Source organism: Massilia rhizosphaerae, assembly GCF_016093545.1.
GTDB classification, from domain to species: domain Bacteria; phylum Pseudomonadota; class Gammaproteobacteria; order Burkholderiales; family Burkholderiaceae_D; genus Telluria; species Telluria rhizosphaerae.
On sequence record NZ_JADKYX010000007.1, the window covers coordinates 268,049 to 282,375 of the forward strand.

The window sequence follows — 14,327 nt, forward strand, 5'->3', positions numbered from 1 at the left end:
GCGGGCATCATACCTTACTGCATGTGGGCCTTCATGTGCTCGGCGAACTTGACCCGCTGCTCGGGCGTGAGCACCTCGGCGGCGTCTTCCATGGCGGTCAGCGCGCGCCGGCTCATGAGGTCCATCCGCTGCATCTGTTCGACGCGCAGCTGTTCGAGCGCGACGCGGTCGATCACCGGCGCCGTCAGGAGGGCATGCGCGCGGGCGTGCGCCTGGCGGAACTGTTCGTGCGTCGGCCGCAAGTCCGCCAGCGCGGCCTTGGCGATCGCCGCCACGCGTGCCTTCTGGTCCGGGCTCGCGTCGGCCGCGAACCGTTCGACCATCGCATCGATATGCGCGTCCATGGCCGCCGGGTCCATCGCCATGAGTTCGGCGTGGCCGTGGTGGCCGGGCAGTGCGGGGAGCGCGTTCGCGAGGCTGATACTGGCGGCGCCGGCCGCCACGGCCAGCGCGGCGGCGATCAGCCAGCGCCGTCCGGGGTGTGCTGCGGGAACGGTGGTGTCGCCGGGCTGGTTGTCGTTGTGCGTGTTCATCGGGAACCTTTCTGTGAGTGGAGGTTCTCACTCTAAGGTTGCCGGATTGCCGCTCTGTGTGCGGCGCGTAAAGAAATGTAAAGCGGAAATGTAAAGCGGAAATGTAAAGCGGATTCGTAAGGGCGGATGAGCCCCGCAGAAAAGCAAAAAGCCCACGCACCGAAATGCGTGGGCTTCCTGGTAATACTGGTAGGCCGTGCGGGGCTCGAACCTGCGACCAACGGATTAAAAGTCCGCTGCTCTACCAACTGAGCTAACGACCCGACGGCCCGCATTATAGCGGCTCAGCAGCGCACAGCCAAGTGCTTTCGTGAAAATTGGCAACAATTGTTCGCAGACGCGGGCAGATGTCGGGCGTACGTGGGCCTGCGGAAATCCCGCCATTGCTGTTGAATTACGGTATGATCAATTGATTATCAGATACTAAAACGTGCCGTGATCCCGACCGACTCCGATACCGCCACTGATCTGTCCATGCGTGCACTGAATCTCGTCAACAGCGGGATCATCGTGCTCGACGCCCACCACAACATCGTGCTCTGGAACGGCTGGATGGTGCCCCGTTCCGCCCGCGCCGCCGCGCGCGTGCGCGAGCGCTCGCTGTTCGAGGTCTTCCCCGAACTGCGCGGTTCGCGCGTCGAAGCGGCCGTGCTGGCGGCACTGACCGATGACACGAGCACGGCCATCCCGCAAACGGAAAGCCGGGCCCCATTCCCGCTGCGCGAGGCGGGCAGTTTCGACGGGCCGCGCATCGACCAGGCCGTGACGGTGACGCCGTTCCGCGAAGGCGAGCAGCGTTACTGCATGATCGAGATCCGTGACGTCAGCGGGACCGTCGAGCGCGAAAAGCGCCTGCTCGACCACGCGGAATCGCTGCGCGCCCGCTCCTACGTCGACGGCCTCACCGGCATCGCCAACCGCCGCTACTTCGACGTCGCGCTGGACCGCGAACTGCGCCGCGCGCAACGCATGAAGAGCGAGCTGTCGCTGCTCCTGATCGACATCGACTCCTTCAAGGCCTACAACGACCACTTCGGCCACCAGCAGGGCGACACCTGCCTGGCCACGGTGGCCCAGGCCCTGGCCGCCAAGCTCAAGCGCCCGGCCGACGTGGCGGCGCGCTATGGCGGCGAGGAATTCGCGGCGATCCTGCCCGACACGTCGCTCGAGCAGGCCCGGCTGCACGCGAACGCGATCCGCGAACACGTGGCGGGGCTGGCGCTGCCGCACGCACCGGCGGCGCACTGGCCCATGGTCACGCTGAGCATCGGTGTCGCAAGCTTTGATCGCGAACGCCTGCACGAGGTTCCCGCATTGATCGAGGCTGCGGACAAGGCCTTGTATGCGGCAAAACATGGCGGCCGCAACCGCGTCGTGATAGACGGCGATGTGAAGGCGTAAGCGGCCAGCACATCGGACTCACGGGGCCCGCGTTGTCGTTCCCGGAATCGCCATAGCACGATAAGTTTCTGCACGCGCCTGTACGGACGGAAGTTGAATTTTTCCGGAACCAGCAGTACTTTCCAATTGGAGGGTGGTCAGACAGGGGCGAGGCATGGTTCGCAGACTCATGACGTACTTGCGAGAACGCGTTGCGACGATGCGTCGCGGGCAAGACGGCATCCCTGCGTTCTGGAAGCAGCAGCTCCGGCGCCTGCTGGTCTGGCCGGCCGGCGCGCTGATCGTGCTGGGACTCGGCTGGTTCTTCCTGTTCCAGCAACTGGACACGGAGCGCAGGCGGCTCGAACTCAGGACGCTGCAGGACGCCCACACCCTCGCCAGCGGCTATGCCGAGCAGATCATGCGTGAGCTCGACACGGTCGAACAGACCGCGCGGTTCGTGAAATACGACTGGGAATCCAGGCAGGGCGACGTCCACCTGGGCTATGCGGACGAGCAAGGGCTGTTCCTCGACCCATCGCGCCTGCTCGTGGCGCTGATCGACGGTCAGGGCCGGGTACTGACGTCCAGTGCGCCGACAACGATGTCGACTGCCGCGGCGGCCTACATCCTGCCCCGGGTGCGCAGCGGCTTGCCGGTCTATTTTTTCCTGGACGAGGTGCCGATCAAGGGACGCGGCGGCCCGAAACACCGGCTGCTCTTCGCGTGGGAATTGTCGGACCGGGACGGCAGGTTCGCGGCCGCGGTCGTCATCGAGGTCGATCCCGCCTACTTCACCATGGGCGATGCGCAAGCCGTGTTCCGCCAGAACGGCCTGTTGGCCATCGTCGGCGACGACGGGCGCACGCGCGCGCTGCGGTCGGAGGGACCGGCGGGCACCATCCGCCGGACGGCCTTCGTCCATGCGCCGCCGCTGCGGCTGTCGTCCGGCAGCACACTGGCCGACGGGAAAGTGTGGTTCGGCGACGGCCGGCCGCGCTACGTCGGCTGGCAGCATGTCGACCAGCACGGCGTGAGCGCGGTGGTGGGACTCGACTACGAAGCCGCCCTCGCGCCGTGGTATGCGATGCGCAGCGCGTGGATCGGCAGCGCGTGGCTGGGGACGGTGACGGTGCTGCTGTTCACGCTGCTGGCGATGAGCAATTCGCTGCGCCTGGCACGCCGCGACCGCGACCTGCGCGTGATCCGCGACACGTACCGGATGGCCACCGAGGCCAGCAACGAAGGCTTCTACATGCTGCGTCCGCAGCGGGACGAGCGGGGCGCGCTCGAGGACTTCGAGGTGATCGACTGCAACCGGCGCGCCGCCGAACTGGTGGCGCGCGACCGCTGCGACCTGATCGGCAAGAGGCTGGCCGACCTGTACGAAGGCCACACCCTGGAAGTGCGCATGGAGAGCCTGCGGCGTGCCATGGAAACCGGCTACAACGAAGTGACGCTGGGACGCCCGCAGGAAAGTTTTCCGGCCAAGTGGGTGCAGCTGAAAATGTTCCGCTACGGCGACAACCTGGCCGTCTCGGCCCGCGACGTCACGGAAGAACGCGCCCACGAAGAAGAGCTGATCCGGCGCAGCAACGAAGACCCGCTCACCCGCCTGCCCAACCGCTACTGGGTGGAAGGCCATCTGCGCGACGCCATCGCGCGGGCCGAGCGGGAGGACACGATGTTCGCCTTGCTGTTCATCGACCTGGACGGCTTCAAGGCGATCAACGACACCTGGGGCCACGCCGCCGGCGACGAGCTCCTGCGCACGGCGGCGTGCCGCCTCAAGGAAGCGGTCCGGCCCCAGGATTGCGTGACGCGGTTCGGCGGCGACGAATTCGTGATCGTCATCGAGGACATTGCCGACGCCTTCGATGCGGCCCAGGCGAGCGAGCGCATCCAGCGCGCCTTCCGCCGCACCATCCGCATGTCGTATGGCGAATACGTGGTGGGCGCCTCGATCGGCATCAGCCTGTTCCCGACCGACGGCAAGGAGCCGCGCGTGCTGCTGCAGAATGCGGACGTCGCGATGTATTCCGCGAAGACGCACGAACGCGGCACCTATCGCTTCTTCGACGGCAAGTTCCACGACCAGTTGAAGGCCCGCCTCGAACGCATCCGCGAACTGCGCCATGCGCTGGCGGACGACCAGTTCGTGATGTACTACGAGCCGCGCGTGAACCTGGCGGACGGATCGATCACCAGCCTGGAGGCGCTCGTGCGCTGGATCCACCCGACGCGGGGCGTCGTTTCGCCCGCCGAGTTCGTCCCCCTCGTCGAGGAAACGGGACTGGTATTGAAACTGGGCGACCTCGTGATCGACAAGGTCTGCGCCCAGCTGGCGCTGTGGGCGAAGAACGGCGACAAGCTGGTGCCCGTGTCGATCAATATCTCGCCGCGCCAGTTCAACGATACCGACGTCGCGCAGACGCTGCGCCGGGCACTGGAACTTCACGAGGTCGATCCGCGCCTGGTCGAAGTCGAGCTGACCGAGTCGTCCGTGATGAACGAAACGACGTCGGTCGTCGGCGCCATCCAGGCGATCCGCCAGACCGGCATCAAGGTGCTGCTGGACGATTTCGGCACCGGCTATTCGTCGCTGTCGCAGCTGTACAAGCTCAATTTCGACGGCCTCAAGATCGACCGCGCCTTCATCGTCCAGCTCGGCAAGACGGAAGGCGGCGTGGTGATCGTCAGGGCGATCGTGACGATGGCGCGCGCGCTCGCGATGCGGGTCGTCGCCGAAGGCGTCGAGACGATGGAGCAGGTCGACATGCTGCGCGCGCTCGATTGCGACGAGATCCAGGGCTACCTGATCTCGAAGGCGATGCCGCCGGCGCAGTCGCAGCCGGTGGCGCGCAATTTCGTGCTGATGGAGGCGCAGGATTCGTAACAGCCGCCGGCAAGGCATGCGTGATTTCCGTTGACACCGGCAACGCTTCAGTTCACCATGAGCGAGCTGGATTGGAATCGTTTCCAATTCCGCCGTCGGCCCGGTGCGATGGGCGCCGTGGTCGACGTGCCGAGCGCCGCATCGCGCGCGTTCGGACGACATACCAATAATTACATTCGGAGACTCGACATGCACAAACGTTTATCGTCCACGCCCCCGGCGTGCCCACTCGCCTTGGCATTGGCATTGGCATTGGCGGCCGGTGCCGCAACCGCGCAGCAATGCCCCAGTACGACGCCCGTCTTTGCCGATGAATTCAACGGCACGGCGGTCGACACCAACAAATGGGAATTCCAGACCGGCGACGGTTGCAGCTACGGCTTGTGCGGGTGGGGCAACAACGAATTGCAGTCGTACCAGACGGCCAATGCGACCGTCGCGAACGGCTTGCTCACCATTACCGCGAAAAAGCAGCGGGTCGGCTCGAAATCCTATACGTCGGCACGGTTGCGTACGCTGAACCGTCCCGGCGGAGGACAGTGGACGCATGGCCGTTTCGAAGCCCGCATCAAGATCCCCGGCGGACACGGCATGTGGCCCGCGTTCTGGATGCTGCCGAATACCTCGGTGGCGTGGCCGACCAGCGGCGAGATCGACATCCAGGAAGCGACCGGGCAGAAATCCATGTATCAACTCGGTTCGATCCACTATGGATCCTCGAGTTCCAACGCCCAATTTCAGACCAGCCAGATCCTCAAGCAGCCGGACACCTGGGCGAACGATTTCCACGTCTACGCCGTCGAGTGGAGCGCGAACCGGATCAGCTGGTATGTGGACGACCTGCTGTATGCGACCAAGACGCCATTCGATCTCGCCAATCCCGCCGACTGGACGTTTGAGAACTACCAGTACTATCTCATCCTGAACCTGGCGGTTGGGGGCAATTTCGGCGGAACGGTGGACACCACGGTGTTGCCGCAAACGATGCAGGTCGACTATGTGCACGTGTATGCGGTGCCGCAACCGTCGATCTCGGGCAAATACATCGTCGAGCCGAATAGCACGGCGACCTACAGCGTGGCGGACGACAGTGCCGGCGGATCGACCTACAGCTGGACCGCGCCGACGGGCCAGACGTCGACCGGCAACGCGCTGACGGTGAACTGGGGCACGACGAGCGGTCCGGTCAACCTGACCGTCAAGAACAGCTGCGGCACCTTCACCAAGACGGTCAACGTGACCGTGTCGCCGGTGCTGACCAAGTCGCTCGTGCTGGACGACTTCGAGACCATCCACAACCAGGCCTACACGACGGTGACCGGCACGTTCAACCGGAGCGCGGCGAATCCGGCGCCGGACGCGGTGAATTCGTCCACGACCGTCGGCCAATACGTGCGCAGCAGCGCCCAGCAGTACGATCTGATCACGGCCACCACGACGGCGATTCCGGATGCGGGACCGTTCGTGCGTGGCGAGAAGGCGTTCTATCTGGACGTGTACAGCGCGGCGCCGGTCGGGACGCCGATCTTGCTCCAGCTCGAGAATAACAAGGTGGCGACCGCATCCAACTATCCATCCGGGCGCCATTCGAAATACCTGGCGACGACGACGGTTCAGAATGGATGGCAGCGTCTCAAATTCCTGATGAACGATCGCATCGACGGCGAAACGGCCGACACCGCCGTCAACCAGATCGTGCTGATGTTCAATCCGAACTCGTACACGGGCGACACCTATTATCTCGACAACGAGGCGATCTACGCCAAGTAAGCGCGTGCTCGTCTGAAAAGCAAAACGCCAGTCCGAGGGCTGGCGTTTTCGCTGAAGTCGCTATATCGGCGATGCGATTTCGCCGGCGCCGGCACGCCACGAGGTCCGCCGCCGCCAAAACCGCTCCTGGGAATAGCGGGTCACTGCCGCATAGGTCTCGCCAAGATGCTGGTGATACCGGGCAGCTACCGCGCGCATTTCCTCAAGGTAGCGGACGCGTGCATCGTCGACGCCATCGATGTAGCGCTCTATCGCATGGGCGGCGCTCTCGGCCGTGGCCAAGGCGTTGAAAAGCCCCTGGGATGCAATCGGGTCGAAGGCCAGCATCGCATCGCCGATCGCGAAAAAACCTTCAGGCAGCGCGGCCAGCGCGTCGGGATCCAGACCGCCTCCCCCGGCCGGCTGCGCGCGCACCGGAAAATCCATCGTTGCCGGTCGGATCCCGGCGAACAGCGGATGGCGGTGCGATTTGGCCAGCAGCCGTGCCGGATCGCGCAGTGATTTTAGTTCGGCATCGTCGCCATCGAGGTGAAATGCCAGCACCCGTTTCCCGGACGGCACGCGCGCGCTATACCACCAGCCGTTGGTGTCGGCGCAGATGCGGGTGGCCTGGTCTTCATCGCGCTCGTCCGGGGGGAGGTGCGCGTAAAGGCAGATCAACCGGTCCTGGCCGTGCCGTACCAGCCCGAGTTGCCTGGCGGCCGTCATGCTCCGGCCGGTGGCATCGACCAGCACTGGCGCCTCGTACGTTCGAACGGATGGGGCCGCACCGGCCTGTCCAAGACAGGCCAGATCGACCCGCCACCGCCCGCCCATCGCCGACACCTTCAGGTGCCGGACCTGGTCGACCAACGCCGCACCGGCCGCCACGGCGGCCGCGCGCAGATCCGCATCGAAACGTACTCGATCGAGGTGCCATCCCAAGCCATGGGGATCGCGAACGGGATCGAACCACGTCGGCGTGTCCTGGTCCCACTGCGACACCGACGCGCCCCGTTCCGCATGCCCTTGGGCCAGGAAACGGTCGTAGATTCCCAGGCGTTGCAACAGCACGCGGGCGGCGCCCGGCAGCGACTCGCCGATGCGTGCGGCGCCGGCCGCTCTCGCTTGCGGCCGGTCCAGCAGCAATACCCGATACCTGGGCCGCAGGCGCCGGGCCAACGCCGAGCCGGCCGGCCCGGCGCCCACGATGATCGCATCCCACTCCGCCGTCGAGTGGCCAGGCGGGCGCGCGCTCACTTCGAAGGCTTCGGCGTACCGCGGCGCGCGACCTGGCGCATCTGACTGTCGGTGGCCTTGCGCTCGGCCGCGGACATCGGCTGGCCGCCGCGATCCTCGACCTGCATCAGCGGCGGAAAGTCCGGGTCGTCGGGGATGCCTTCGCGCACCTCGACGATTCCTTGGCGGTCGAAATGATCCACCATGGCCTGCAATTGCTGCTGATACCCGGCACCCAGCGTCCGGTCCCAGTCCATCCGTTCGTTGAAGGCCGCCAGCCGATCCGCGCGCGGCAGTTCCGTGTCCATCACCTTGTTGTAGTTCTCGACACTCAGCACCTGGTTCGGCACGCGCGCCGGCCAGAAGGTAGGCAGGTAGGGGTCGTACTGCGGGTCATAGCCCGACCGGCAGCTTGCGCTGTCGGTTTGCCAAGGGATCGCCATCCAGCGCGTGATCGACCCGGGGAACTGCCCGTACAACGGCCCGTTGAAGGAGTTCGCCTCGGCCGGGGTGAGCGTCTTGCCGTAGTCCGGCTCGGGATCGTCCTTGGCGCGGTGGCGCCAGCGATAGGGCTCACTGTACATCGAGGCGTGGCGCACCGGCCAGGTCATCTCGCAGCCGGGATGGAATGCATCGGCCAGGCAGAACTCGAGCGCGGCGCGATCGAGCATGGCCGGTTGTTCCGCCAGCGGCACATCGGCGATGTCCCGGGTGCCGTCGAAACCGGCGTCGGGATCGTAATCGGCGATGAACTCGCCCTCCGCCCAACGCGCCAGCATCGCCAACTGCGTGGTGGTCAGCGTATTCATGGCCCGCGGGATCGGCGGCATCGGCACATTCATCGCATCGCCGTAGATCCAGGGCCAGGGCTTCATCGATGCATCCTCGTACTGCGGGTTACGGAACGCGTTGGCGACCGTTCTGCGCAGTTGCGCGTACGTATTACCCTCTTGCGAGAGCTTGCGCAAATAGTCCGGCGCCAGGAAATACTGGGGCATGCCATAGCCGAAGCCCGCCGCGAAGCCGGCGTTCATCCACTGAAGGTCGCACATCGCCTTGAAGATGGGCAGCAGATCGTTCTTGAACGAAGGCCGTGTCGGTACCGGCAGTTGTCCGGACTGGATGGCGACATCGGTCATCAAGGCGTACATCGTGCGCACCGACTTTTGTTGCGGTCCGTAGTTCGGCGGCGCCACGACCACCCATGCCGGCGCTACCCGCAGTTCACGTCCGCCCAGCCGCACGCTGGCCGTCACCGGACCGTCGCTGGTATCGTCATACCAGCCATCGTTGTTTGCGAACGTGGTGGGCGTGCTGCCGTCGATCGACGCCGACTTGCCGTGTCCGCCAAATACCCACAAGCGACCGCGCGGATCGGTGCGCAACTCGCCCAGCGGAACCGGAATGCCCAGGAAGCTGCCGCCGTCGAAGTGGTACTGCTGGCCGGACGCGCGTGGCTCACTGATGCTGCGGGGACCGGGTTGGATCGACAACGCGCCACGCTCGGGCAACGGCACGTTCGCATTGCGGCGCGTGGAGGGCGTCGCGGTCGCCGCTTCGGGGATGTCCAGTGCCAGCTCGAAGTTGTACCACGCCGATTTGTGATTGGCCAGCTCGACCGTCCATGTAATCTCGACGCCTTCTTGCATGTCCAGCTCGCACACTACGCGCCCCTGGGCGTCGTAACCATAGATGCGGAACTCTGCCACTTCGCGTTTAAGCGCTCCAGTACCATCACGATAAAAATTCCCGGGCTTCGGCAGCGGATCGACCACTTGGGGCCCGATGTAGAATCCGTCCTCTTTCCGGGAATTTCCCACCCGCGCGATGCCAATCGACGGATGAATTTTCGCGTATGCGATCTGCTCGGCAAATTTGCTTTCACTGCTCAAGACGGCCCCTTTCAAGATGGTGGTGTTGTTCGGACAATTATGGCAATTGGCCTCGTTTCATCGGCATGCGCCGAAGGAAATCCAGTTTTTAGCCCGAGTGCTTGTCCGTTTTTGCGGTTTCCCAAGGGAAATGTTTCTTTGTGTTACTTACTGTACCATTTTTCTCTGTGCATGGGAGAAAAACGGGAAGGAATGCAAGAGGCCAGACCGAGGCCATATCGTATATACATTTTTCCGCTCCGCGCCACCTCGCTCCGGAGTGGCGATTTTTATGAGGACTCTCCTGACAATTAGGCAAACAACAGATGTTTGTTTCAAAATAAATAATTATTCACTCGCCACCATGTCAGAGGAGACATCGAACAATCGTCTGCAACCCATTGATTTTAATGGTAGAAAATGTGTATAACGGTATGCGGCGAGTCGGAGTCAAGATGATGCCAGCATTACAGCGACATCATGCATGATCAGCTTGTGTCTAACGAGGTGAATATTAATCCTTCCTGTTTAAACTAAGACGATTTAATGCGCAGAGCGTTGCTGACTTCCTTGCGGCAGATGAGAGCGCAGCTATCTTTGTCGATGATGCCGCAAGCTATTTGGAGGCTATCGGCAAGACCTTAATTCATGCGAAAAATTCGAAAACAAAAGCGCGTATTTTCCTCGCATCGGGAACGCCACGTATTCGACGATTCAGGATGTGGACCGGGCAAGACCGGAAACTTTCCGAAGCGACCGGAGCGCGAGCAGAAAACAAAAAGCCCACGCACCGAAATGCGCGGGCTTTTTGCATGTATCTGGTAGGCCGTGCTGGGCTCGAACCAGCGACCAACGGATTAAAAGTCCGCGATGCTAGCGGCCCACAAGCCGCATGTGTCCTCACTCTGGATCAAATTACTGGATAATATTTTCTTCTATTCTTCGGTGGATTTTGCCCCATGAGAGCAGCTTTCTTGTCGATATTATTTCCCACTGTCGCTGGTTCGGGAGGATGCGAAAACTGCAGGTTCGCTTACTTTGGAAGGCGTTTTTCGCGCAGCGCGGTGAACTCCTCGTCGGTGATTTCCGCGTTTGGATACTCATGCCTATCATTTATGACGAATTGAGGAACGGCACTTGTTATTTCGTGTCTTGGTCCGACGAGCGCGCCGTTTGGAATGACTATGTGTTTCACGAACGGCTTTTCTTCCCAATTTTTCTTCACATACATCTCGCCGGGAATGCAGAAATACCAAGGTTGGCTCCCAAACGCCGAGAACTGGGCACTGACGATGTCTTGCAGCACATGTATTGCTTTTAATGCGAGATCCTTGTCGTTGTGATCGGTTTCCGGATTGAAGTGTATTGCCCGGTTCCGCATCTCGTTTAGTTCCCTGAACTTTGTCGCCGCCTCGGGAAGTAATTCGTCCCACGACGCCAAGGCGTCAATCGCTACTGGCCATTGGTCGAACGAATCCTTGCGATACAGCTTTTTGTACTCCTGTGAACCTTTGTGATGGTCTCTGAGCAGCAATACCATGTGATTCAGTATTCGCTCGCCGAGGGCGCATGCACCCGTCAACGCGGGATAGTAGCTTCCCACCACGTAAGCGTTCCTTATCTGCTCCAGAAACCGGTTGTGGAACGCCGCTAGCGAAATCGGCTTCGCACCAAGGTCCGCAAAATTCTTCACCTTATGGTCTAAATCCCGTTCCCCATATTGGCTCGATAGTCCCAGGACGGTATTCTCGCGGTTCTTGAGGTGCGCTTCTTTGACCTTCTCATCCCAGTTGTCCGGGATGGGGTCGAAGCTTCTCGCTCGGGAATCAAAATCAAAGGAGAGGATGCGATATCGTTTCATGTTTGCTCTGGCATTCTTATGGGGTTGACGTTGTATTTCTCGGCGGTCTTCGCACGCTCGCGACCGCTTCTGCGTTCAGCAAGCGAAAAAATGTTGTATCGCCGTGAGGAAATTTTGCCGATGCCGATTGTAATGCAGCCATGCCTCATCATCAAAGTACTGCCCTTGGAACCGTATCGGGTTCCGTATCCCGGCCTTGTAGCGTGCGCCGTCCCGATCGTAATGCCAATACCGGTTGTAATAGTGCCCTGTTTCCTCATCCACATGCTGCCCATGGAGCTATCAAATGGATTGCACATACTTCTTGGTTGTCCTACTAAGTTTTTCAAGCCTACCCCACCAATCTTTTTGCGATAAATGAGGTAAGTAAAAATCTCCAAGCCACTTCACGTGGCAACGCATCTCTATCTGCTTAAGAGCTTCGTTACGCGCATCCGCCAACAAAGTTTGGTCTAACGCCAAATCAGCAAGGTGCTGCAACTCATCAGCATCTTTAATAAATCCTCCTTGACGTAAATCGGAGGCGATGCTGGCAATTAATTCTGAAAATGTCGTCATCGTTTGACTGCTCCTGTGTATTTGCCCCCAGCGGTTACGACTTGCCAGCCCCCTCCGGTTTTGTCAGATCCCCACAGTGGCTGAGGTGCCACTTTTCCTTCAAGTAGCATTTGATCCCGAGCTAGGGCAACAGGACTTTCAACTTCTGCTGTATTGCTTGGTGGAAGCGCAAGTCTTTGACGTCTTTCCGCAGGTGTTGTTCCAGCCGAGCATCGTGTCACAAATACTCCTGACGCTGCTCCTGGGGCGGATTCAGTAATTATAAACTGCTCACCGGCGCGACCGTGAGAAGCATAAATTTGACCGTCAAAGCTGTTTACTACCTCCTGCTGCTGCGTTTTTGAAAGTCCTCGTGCTTTCAAAAGGCTTCTTGCAGAGTTATTTTTTATCGGAATTCCTAGGCATGTGGTAAGCCCCAGCGGGTCCATCCATCCCGTTGGATTAGGCGCGTACTTATAGAGATTCTCACCGCCATTGAGCCCAATTGGGTCTCGGGTGAGGTACCTTGCTGTATCGGGATCGTAATACCGATACCGGTTGTAGTGCAGCCCCGTCTCGTCATCAAAATACTGCCCCTGAAACCGTATCGGATTCCGTATCCCGGCCTTGCGCGCCGCCTCGCTGATCGCCTCCTTCGCCTGCCCCCACGCCTTGTACTGCGCCGACCACGCGACCTTGCCTTCATGGTCGGTCAACTCCTGCGGCGTACCCAGATGATCGCATTGATAGAAGGCGATCTCATCCTTACCGAACGGCTCGGCTTCCTGCTCGTACTCACCGCTCCACAGCGGATCGAGCGCAATATCGTACTTGCCGTCGTTGCCCGCCATCAGCGCTTTCACATCGGTGGTGGGCGCCAGCCGAAGCGCCTGACTTCGGCTGGCCTGCACCAGCGGCACGAAGCTGTCGCGCTCGTACACATAGTGCACCGTCCGTTCGCTGGCCGCATGGCCCTTGCGCACGCTGCTTTCCAACGCCAGCGTGTCGCCGTCCCAACCGTACATGGTCCGGGTCGTCTCCCGGAAGACGGTGCCCTCCACCGCCTGGCTGTGCTTGGCAATGCGCCGCCCCAGCGGATCGTAGGCAAAGGTGGTGACGCCATGATCGGTCGTGGCGCGGGTCATCCGGTTGAACGCATCCCATGCATACTCGGCCCGAAGACCGTTCTGTGTACGTTCCACGAGGTTGCCGCGTTCGTCGTAGCGGTAGCGGACACCGGCATATTCCTTGAGCAGATTGTCCAGCAGTTTCGGCAGCGGGGCGCGACGGGTGATCGGCTCCTGCTGCGCGGTATCGGCTGCCTGGATGTTGCCGGCCGGGTCGAAGGCGAAGGTTTCATGACCCAATGCGCTGTTTGCCGCCAGCAGCCGTCCGACCGGGTCGTAGCGGTATTCGACAAGGCCGCGCCGGCTGTCTTCGAGGCTGGTCAACTGGCCGGATGCGTCGTAGCGGTAGCGCCGCAGGATCTCGGGTTGCATGCCGGCCTGTACGCCGGAACGGTACGGGTCGGGGTAGGGAGGCCGGTCTTTCCGGCCGGCCTGCGCGGTGGCACCGAGCTGCTGTTCGACCAGGCGCCCAAGCGGGTCGTACTTCATCGTTTGCAGCAGGCCGTTGGCCTGGGTGCGGCCGATTTCCTGGTACAGCGCGTCGCGCTCGAAGGAGACAAGGTCTTGCCCGTCGAGCAGCAGCCCGTGCACGTGGCCGGCGCCGTAGGTCAGCCAGTCGATGCGGTGGCCGTCGGGACGGGTGGTGCCGGTGCGCTGGTTGAGTTCGTCGTAGTGGTGGTGCCAGACCGCAGTGCGTTTGTCGGGGTGGAATGGACCCTGGTAGTGCTGGAGCTCGCGCACCAGGTTGCCGGCAACGTCGTAGAACCATTGCAACCTGGCGTGTTCGTTCTTCGCTTCGGCCAATTGGCCGTTGGCGTTGTAGGCGAAGGTTTCGATTTGCTCTGGCTGGCCGGGGGCTGCGGCCCGGCGTTGGACGAGGCGGCCCATGGGGTCGAAGTCGAGCCGGGTGATCACGCCGGCTTCGACGGTTTCTGCCAGCACGCCGCTGGCTTCGTCGTAGCGGTATTCGGTGACCTTGCCGTCGAAGCCCTGTTCCTGCAGCAGGCGGCCGACCGGGTCGTACTGGAAACGGTAGACGCTGCCGTTTTCGTTTTCCAGCGCGGACAGGCGGCCGAGCGCGTCCCACTGATAGCGCAGACTGTGTCCAACGGCGTCGATACGCTTCGCGATCAG

The 14,327-nt window shown here is 61.9% G+C and carries 9 protein-coding genes and 2 tRNA genes; 3 read left to right on the forward strand and 8 right to left on the reverse strand.

The window, feature by feature from the left end:
* Positions 1-14: 14 nt before the first annotated feature.
* Positions 15-533, reverse strand: coding sequence for a periplasmic heavy metal sensor (locus ISF28_RS13350; RefSeq protein ID WP_198117665.1), 519 nt, complete (start codon positions 531-533; stop codon positions 15-17).
* 187 nt (positions 534-720) lie between these two features.
* Positions 721-796 (reverse strand) — tRNA-Lys (locus ISF28_RS13355).
* Positions 797-1,007: 211 nt separating this feature from the next.
* Here ISF28_RS13355 and ISF28_RS13360 point away from each other — a divergent pair.
* The 3 genes from ISF28_RS13360 to ISF28_RS13370 all read left to right on the forward strand — a co-directional run bounded on the left by ISF28_RS13360 (position 1,008) and on the right by ISF28_RS13370 (position 6,579).
* Positions 1,008-1,934: a diguanylate cyclase gene (locus tag ISF28_RS13360; protein ID WP_198117666.1), complete on the forward strand. Its 927-nt coding sequence runs from the start codon at positions 1,008-1,010 to the stop codon at positions 1,932-1,934.
* 199 nt (positions 1,935-2,133) lie between these two features.
* The gene (locus tag ISF28_RS13365) at positions 2,134-4,809 is read left to right on the forward strand and encodes a bifunctional diguanylate cyclase/phosphodiesterase (protein ID WP_198117667.1); all 2,676 of its coding nucleotides are present in this window, start codon (positions 2,134-2,136) and stop codon (positions 4,807-4,809) included.
* Positions 4,810-4,998: 189 nt separating this feature from the next.
* Positions 4,999-6,579 carry a family 16 glycosylhydrolase gene (locus tag ISF28_RS13370; protein ID WP_198117668.1) on the forward strand — a complete coding sequence of 527 codons (1,581 nt, stop codon included), beginning with the start codon at positions 4,999-5,001 and terminating at the stop codon, positions 6,577-6,579.
* A gap of 60 nt (positions 6,580-6,639) precedes the next feature.
* On the opposite strand, the gene ISF28_RS13375 is transcribed toward ISF28_RS13370, so the two are convergent.
* The 6 genes from ISF28_RS13375 to ISF28_RS13400 all read right to left on the reverse strand — a co-directional run.
* On the reverse strand, positions 6,640-7,818 hold the full coding sequence (locus ISF28_RS13375) for an NAD(P)/FAD-dependent oxidoreductase (RefSeq protein WP_198117669.1): 1,179 nt from the start codon (positions 7,816-7,818) through the stop codon (positions 6,640-6,642).
* Positions 7,815-9,689, reverse strand: a complete 1,875-nt coding sequence (locus ISF28_RS13380) for a LodA/GoxA family CTQ-dependent oxidase (protein ID WP_198117670.1) — start codon at positions 9,687-9,689, stop codon at positions 7,815-7,817. The genes ISF28_RS13375 and ISF28_RS13380 overlap by 4 nt, the downstream gene beginning before the upstream one ends.
* Positions 9,690-10,487: 798 nt before the next feature.
* A tRNA-Lys gene (locus ISF28_RS13385) sits at positions 10,488-10,569 on the reverse strand.
* A gap of 132 nt (positions 10,570-10,701) precedes the next feature.
* Positions 10,702-11,529 carry a hypothetical protein gene (locus ISF28_RS13390; protein ID WP_198117671.1) on the reverse strand — a complete coding sequence of 276 codons (828 nt, stop codon included), beginning with the start codon at positions 11,527-11,529 and terminating at the stop codon, positions 10,702-10,704.
* Between the two features lie 282 nt (positions 11,530-11,811).
* Positions 11,812-12,087: a hypothetical protein gene (locus ISF28_RS13395; protein ID WP_198117672.1), complete on the reverse strand. Its 276-nt coding sequence runs from the start codon at positions 12,085-12,087 to the stop codon at positions 11,812-11,814.
* Positions 12,084-14,327: RHS repeat-associated core domain-containing protein (locus ISF28_RS13400; RefSeq protein WP_198117673.1), on the reverse strand; the 2,244-nt coding region annotated here is incomplete at its 5' end. The genes ISF28_RS13400 and ISF28_RS13395, both read right to left, overlap by 4 nt.

Bases quoted from the DNA above. Each gene is read 5' to 3' on its own strand.
- ISF28_RS13395 (WP_198117672.1), bottom strand. From the start codon at position 12,087: ATGACGACATTTTCAGAATTAATTGCCAGCATCGCCTCCGATTTACGT.
- ISF28_RS13390 (WP_198117671.1), bottom strand. From the start codon at position 11,529: ATGAAACGATATCGCATCCTCTCCTTTGATTTTGATTCCCGAGCGAGA.
- ISF28_RS13370 (WP_198117668.1), top strand. From the start codon at position 4,999: ATGCACAAACGTTTATCGTCCACGCCCCCGGCGTGCCCACTCGCCTTG.
- ISF28_RS13365 (WP_198117667.1), top strand. From the start codon at position 2,134: ATGCGTCGCGGGCAAGACGGCATCCCTGCGTTCTGGAAGCAGCAGCTC.
- ISF28_RS13350 (WP_198117665.1), bottom strand. From the start codon at position 533: ATGAACACGCACAACGACAACCAGCCCGGCGACACCACCGTTCCCGCA.
- ISF28_RS13360 (WP_198117666.1), top strand. From the start codon at position 1,008: ATGCGTGCACTGAATCTCGTCAACAGCGGGATCATCGTGCTCGACGCC.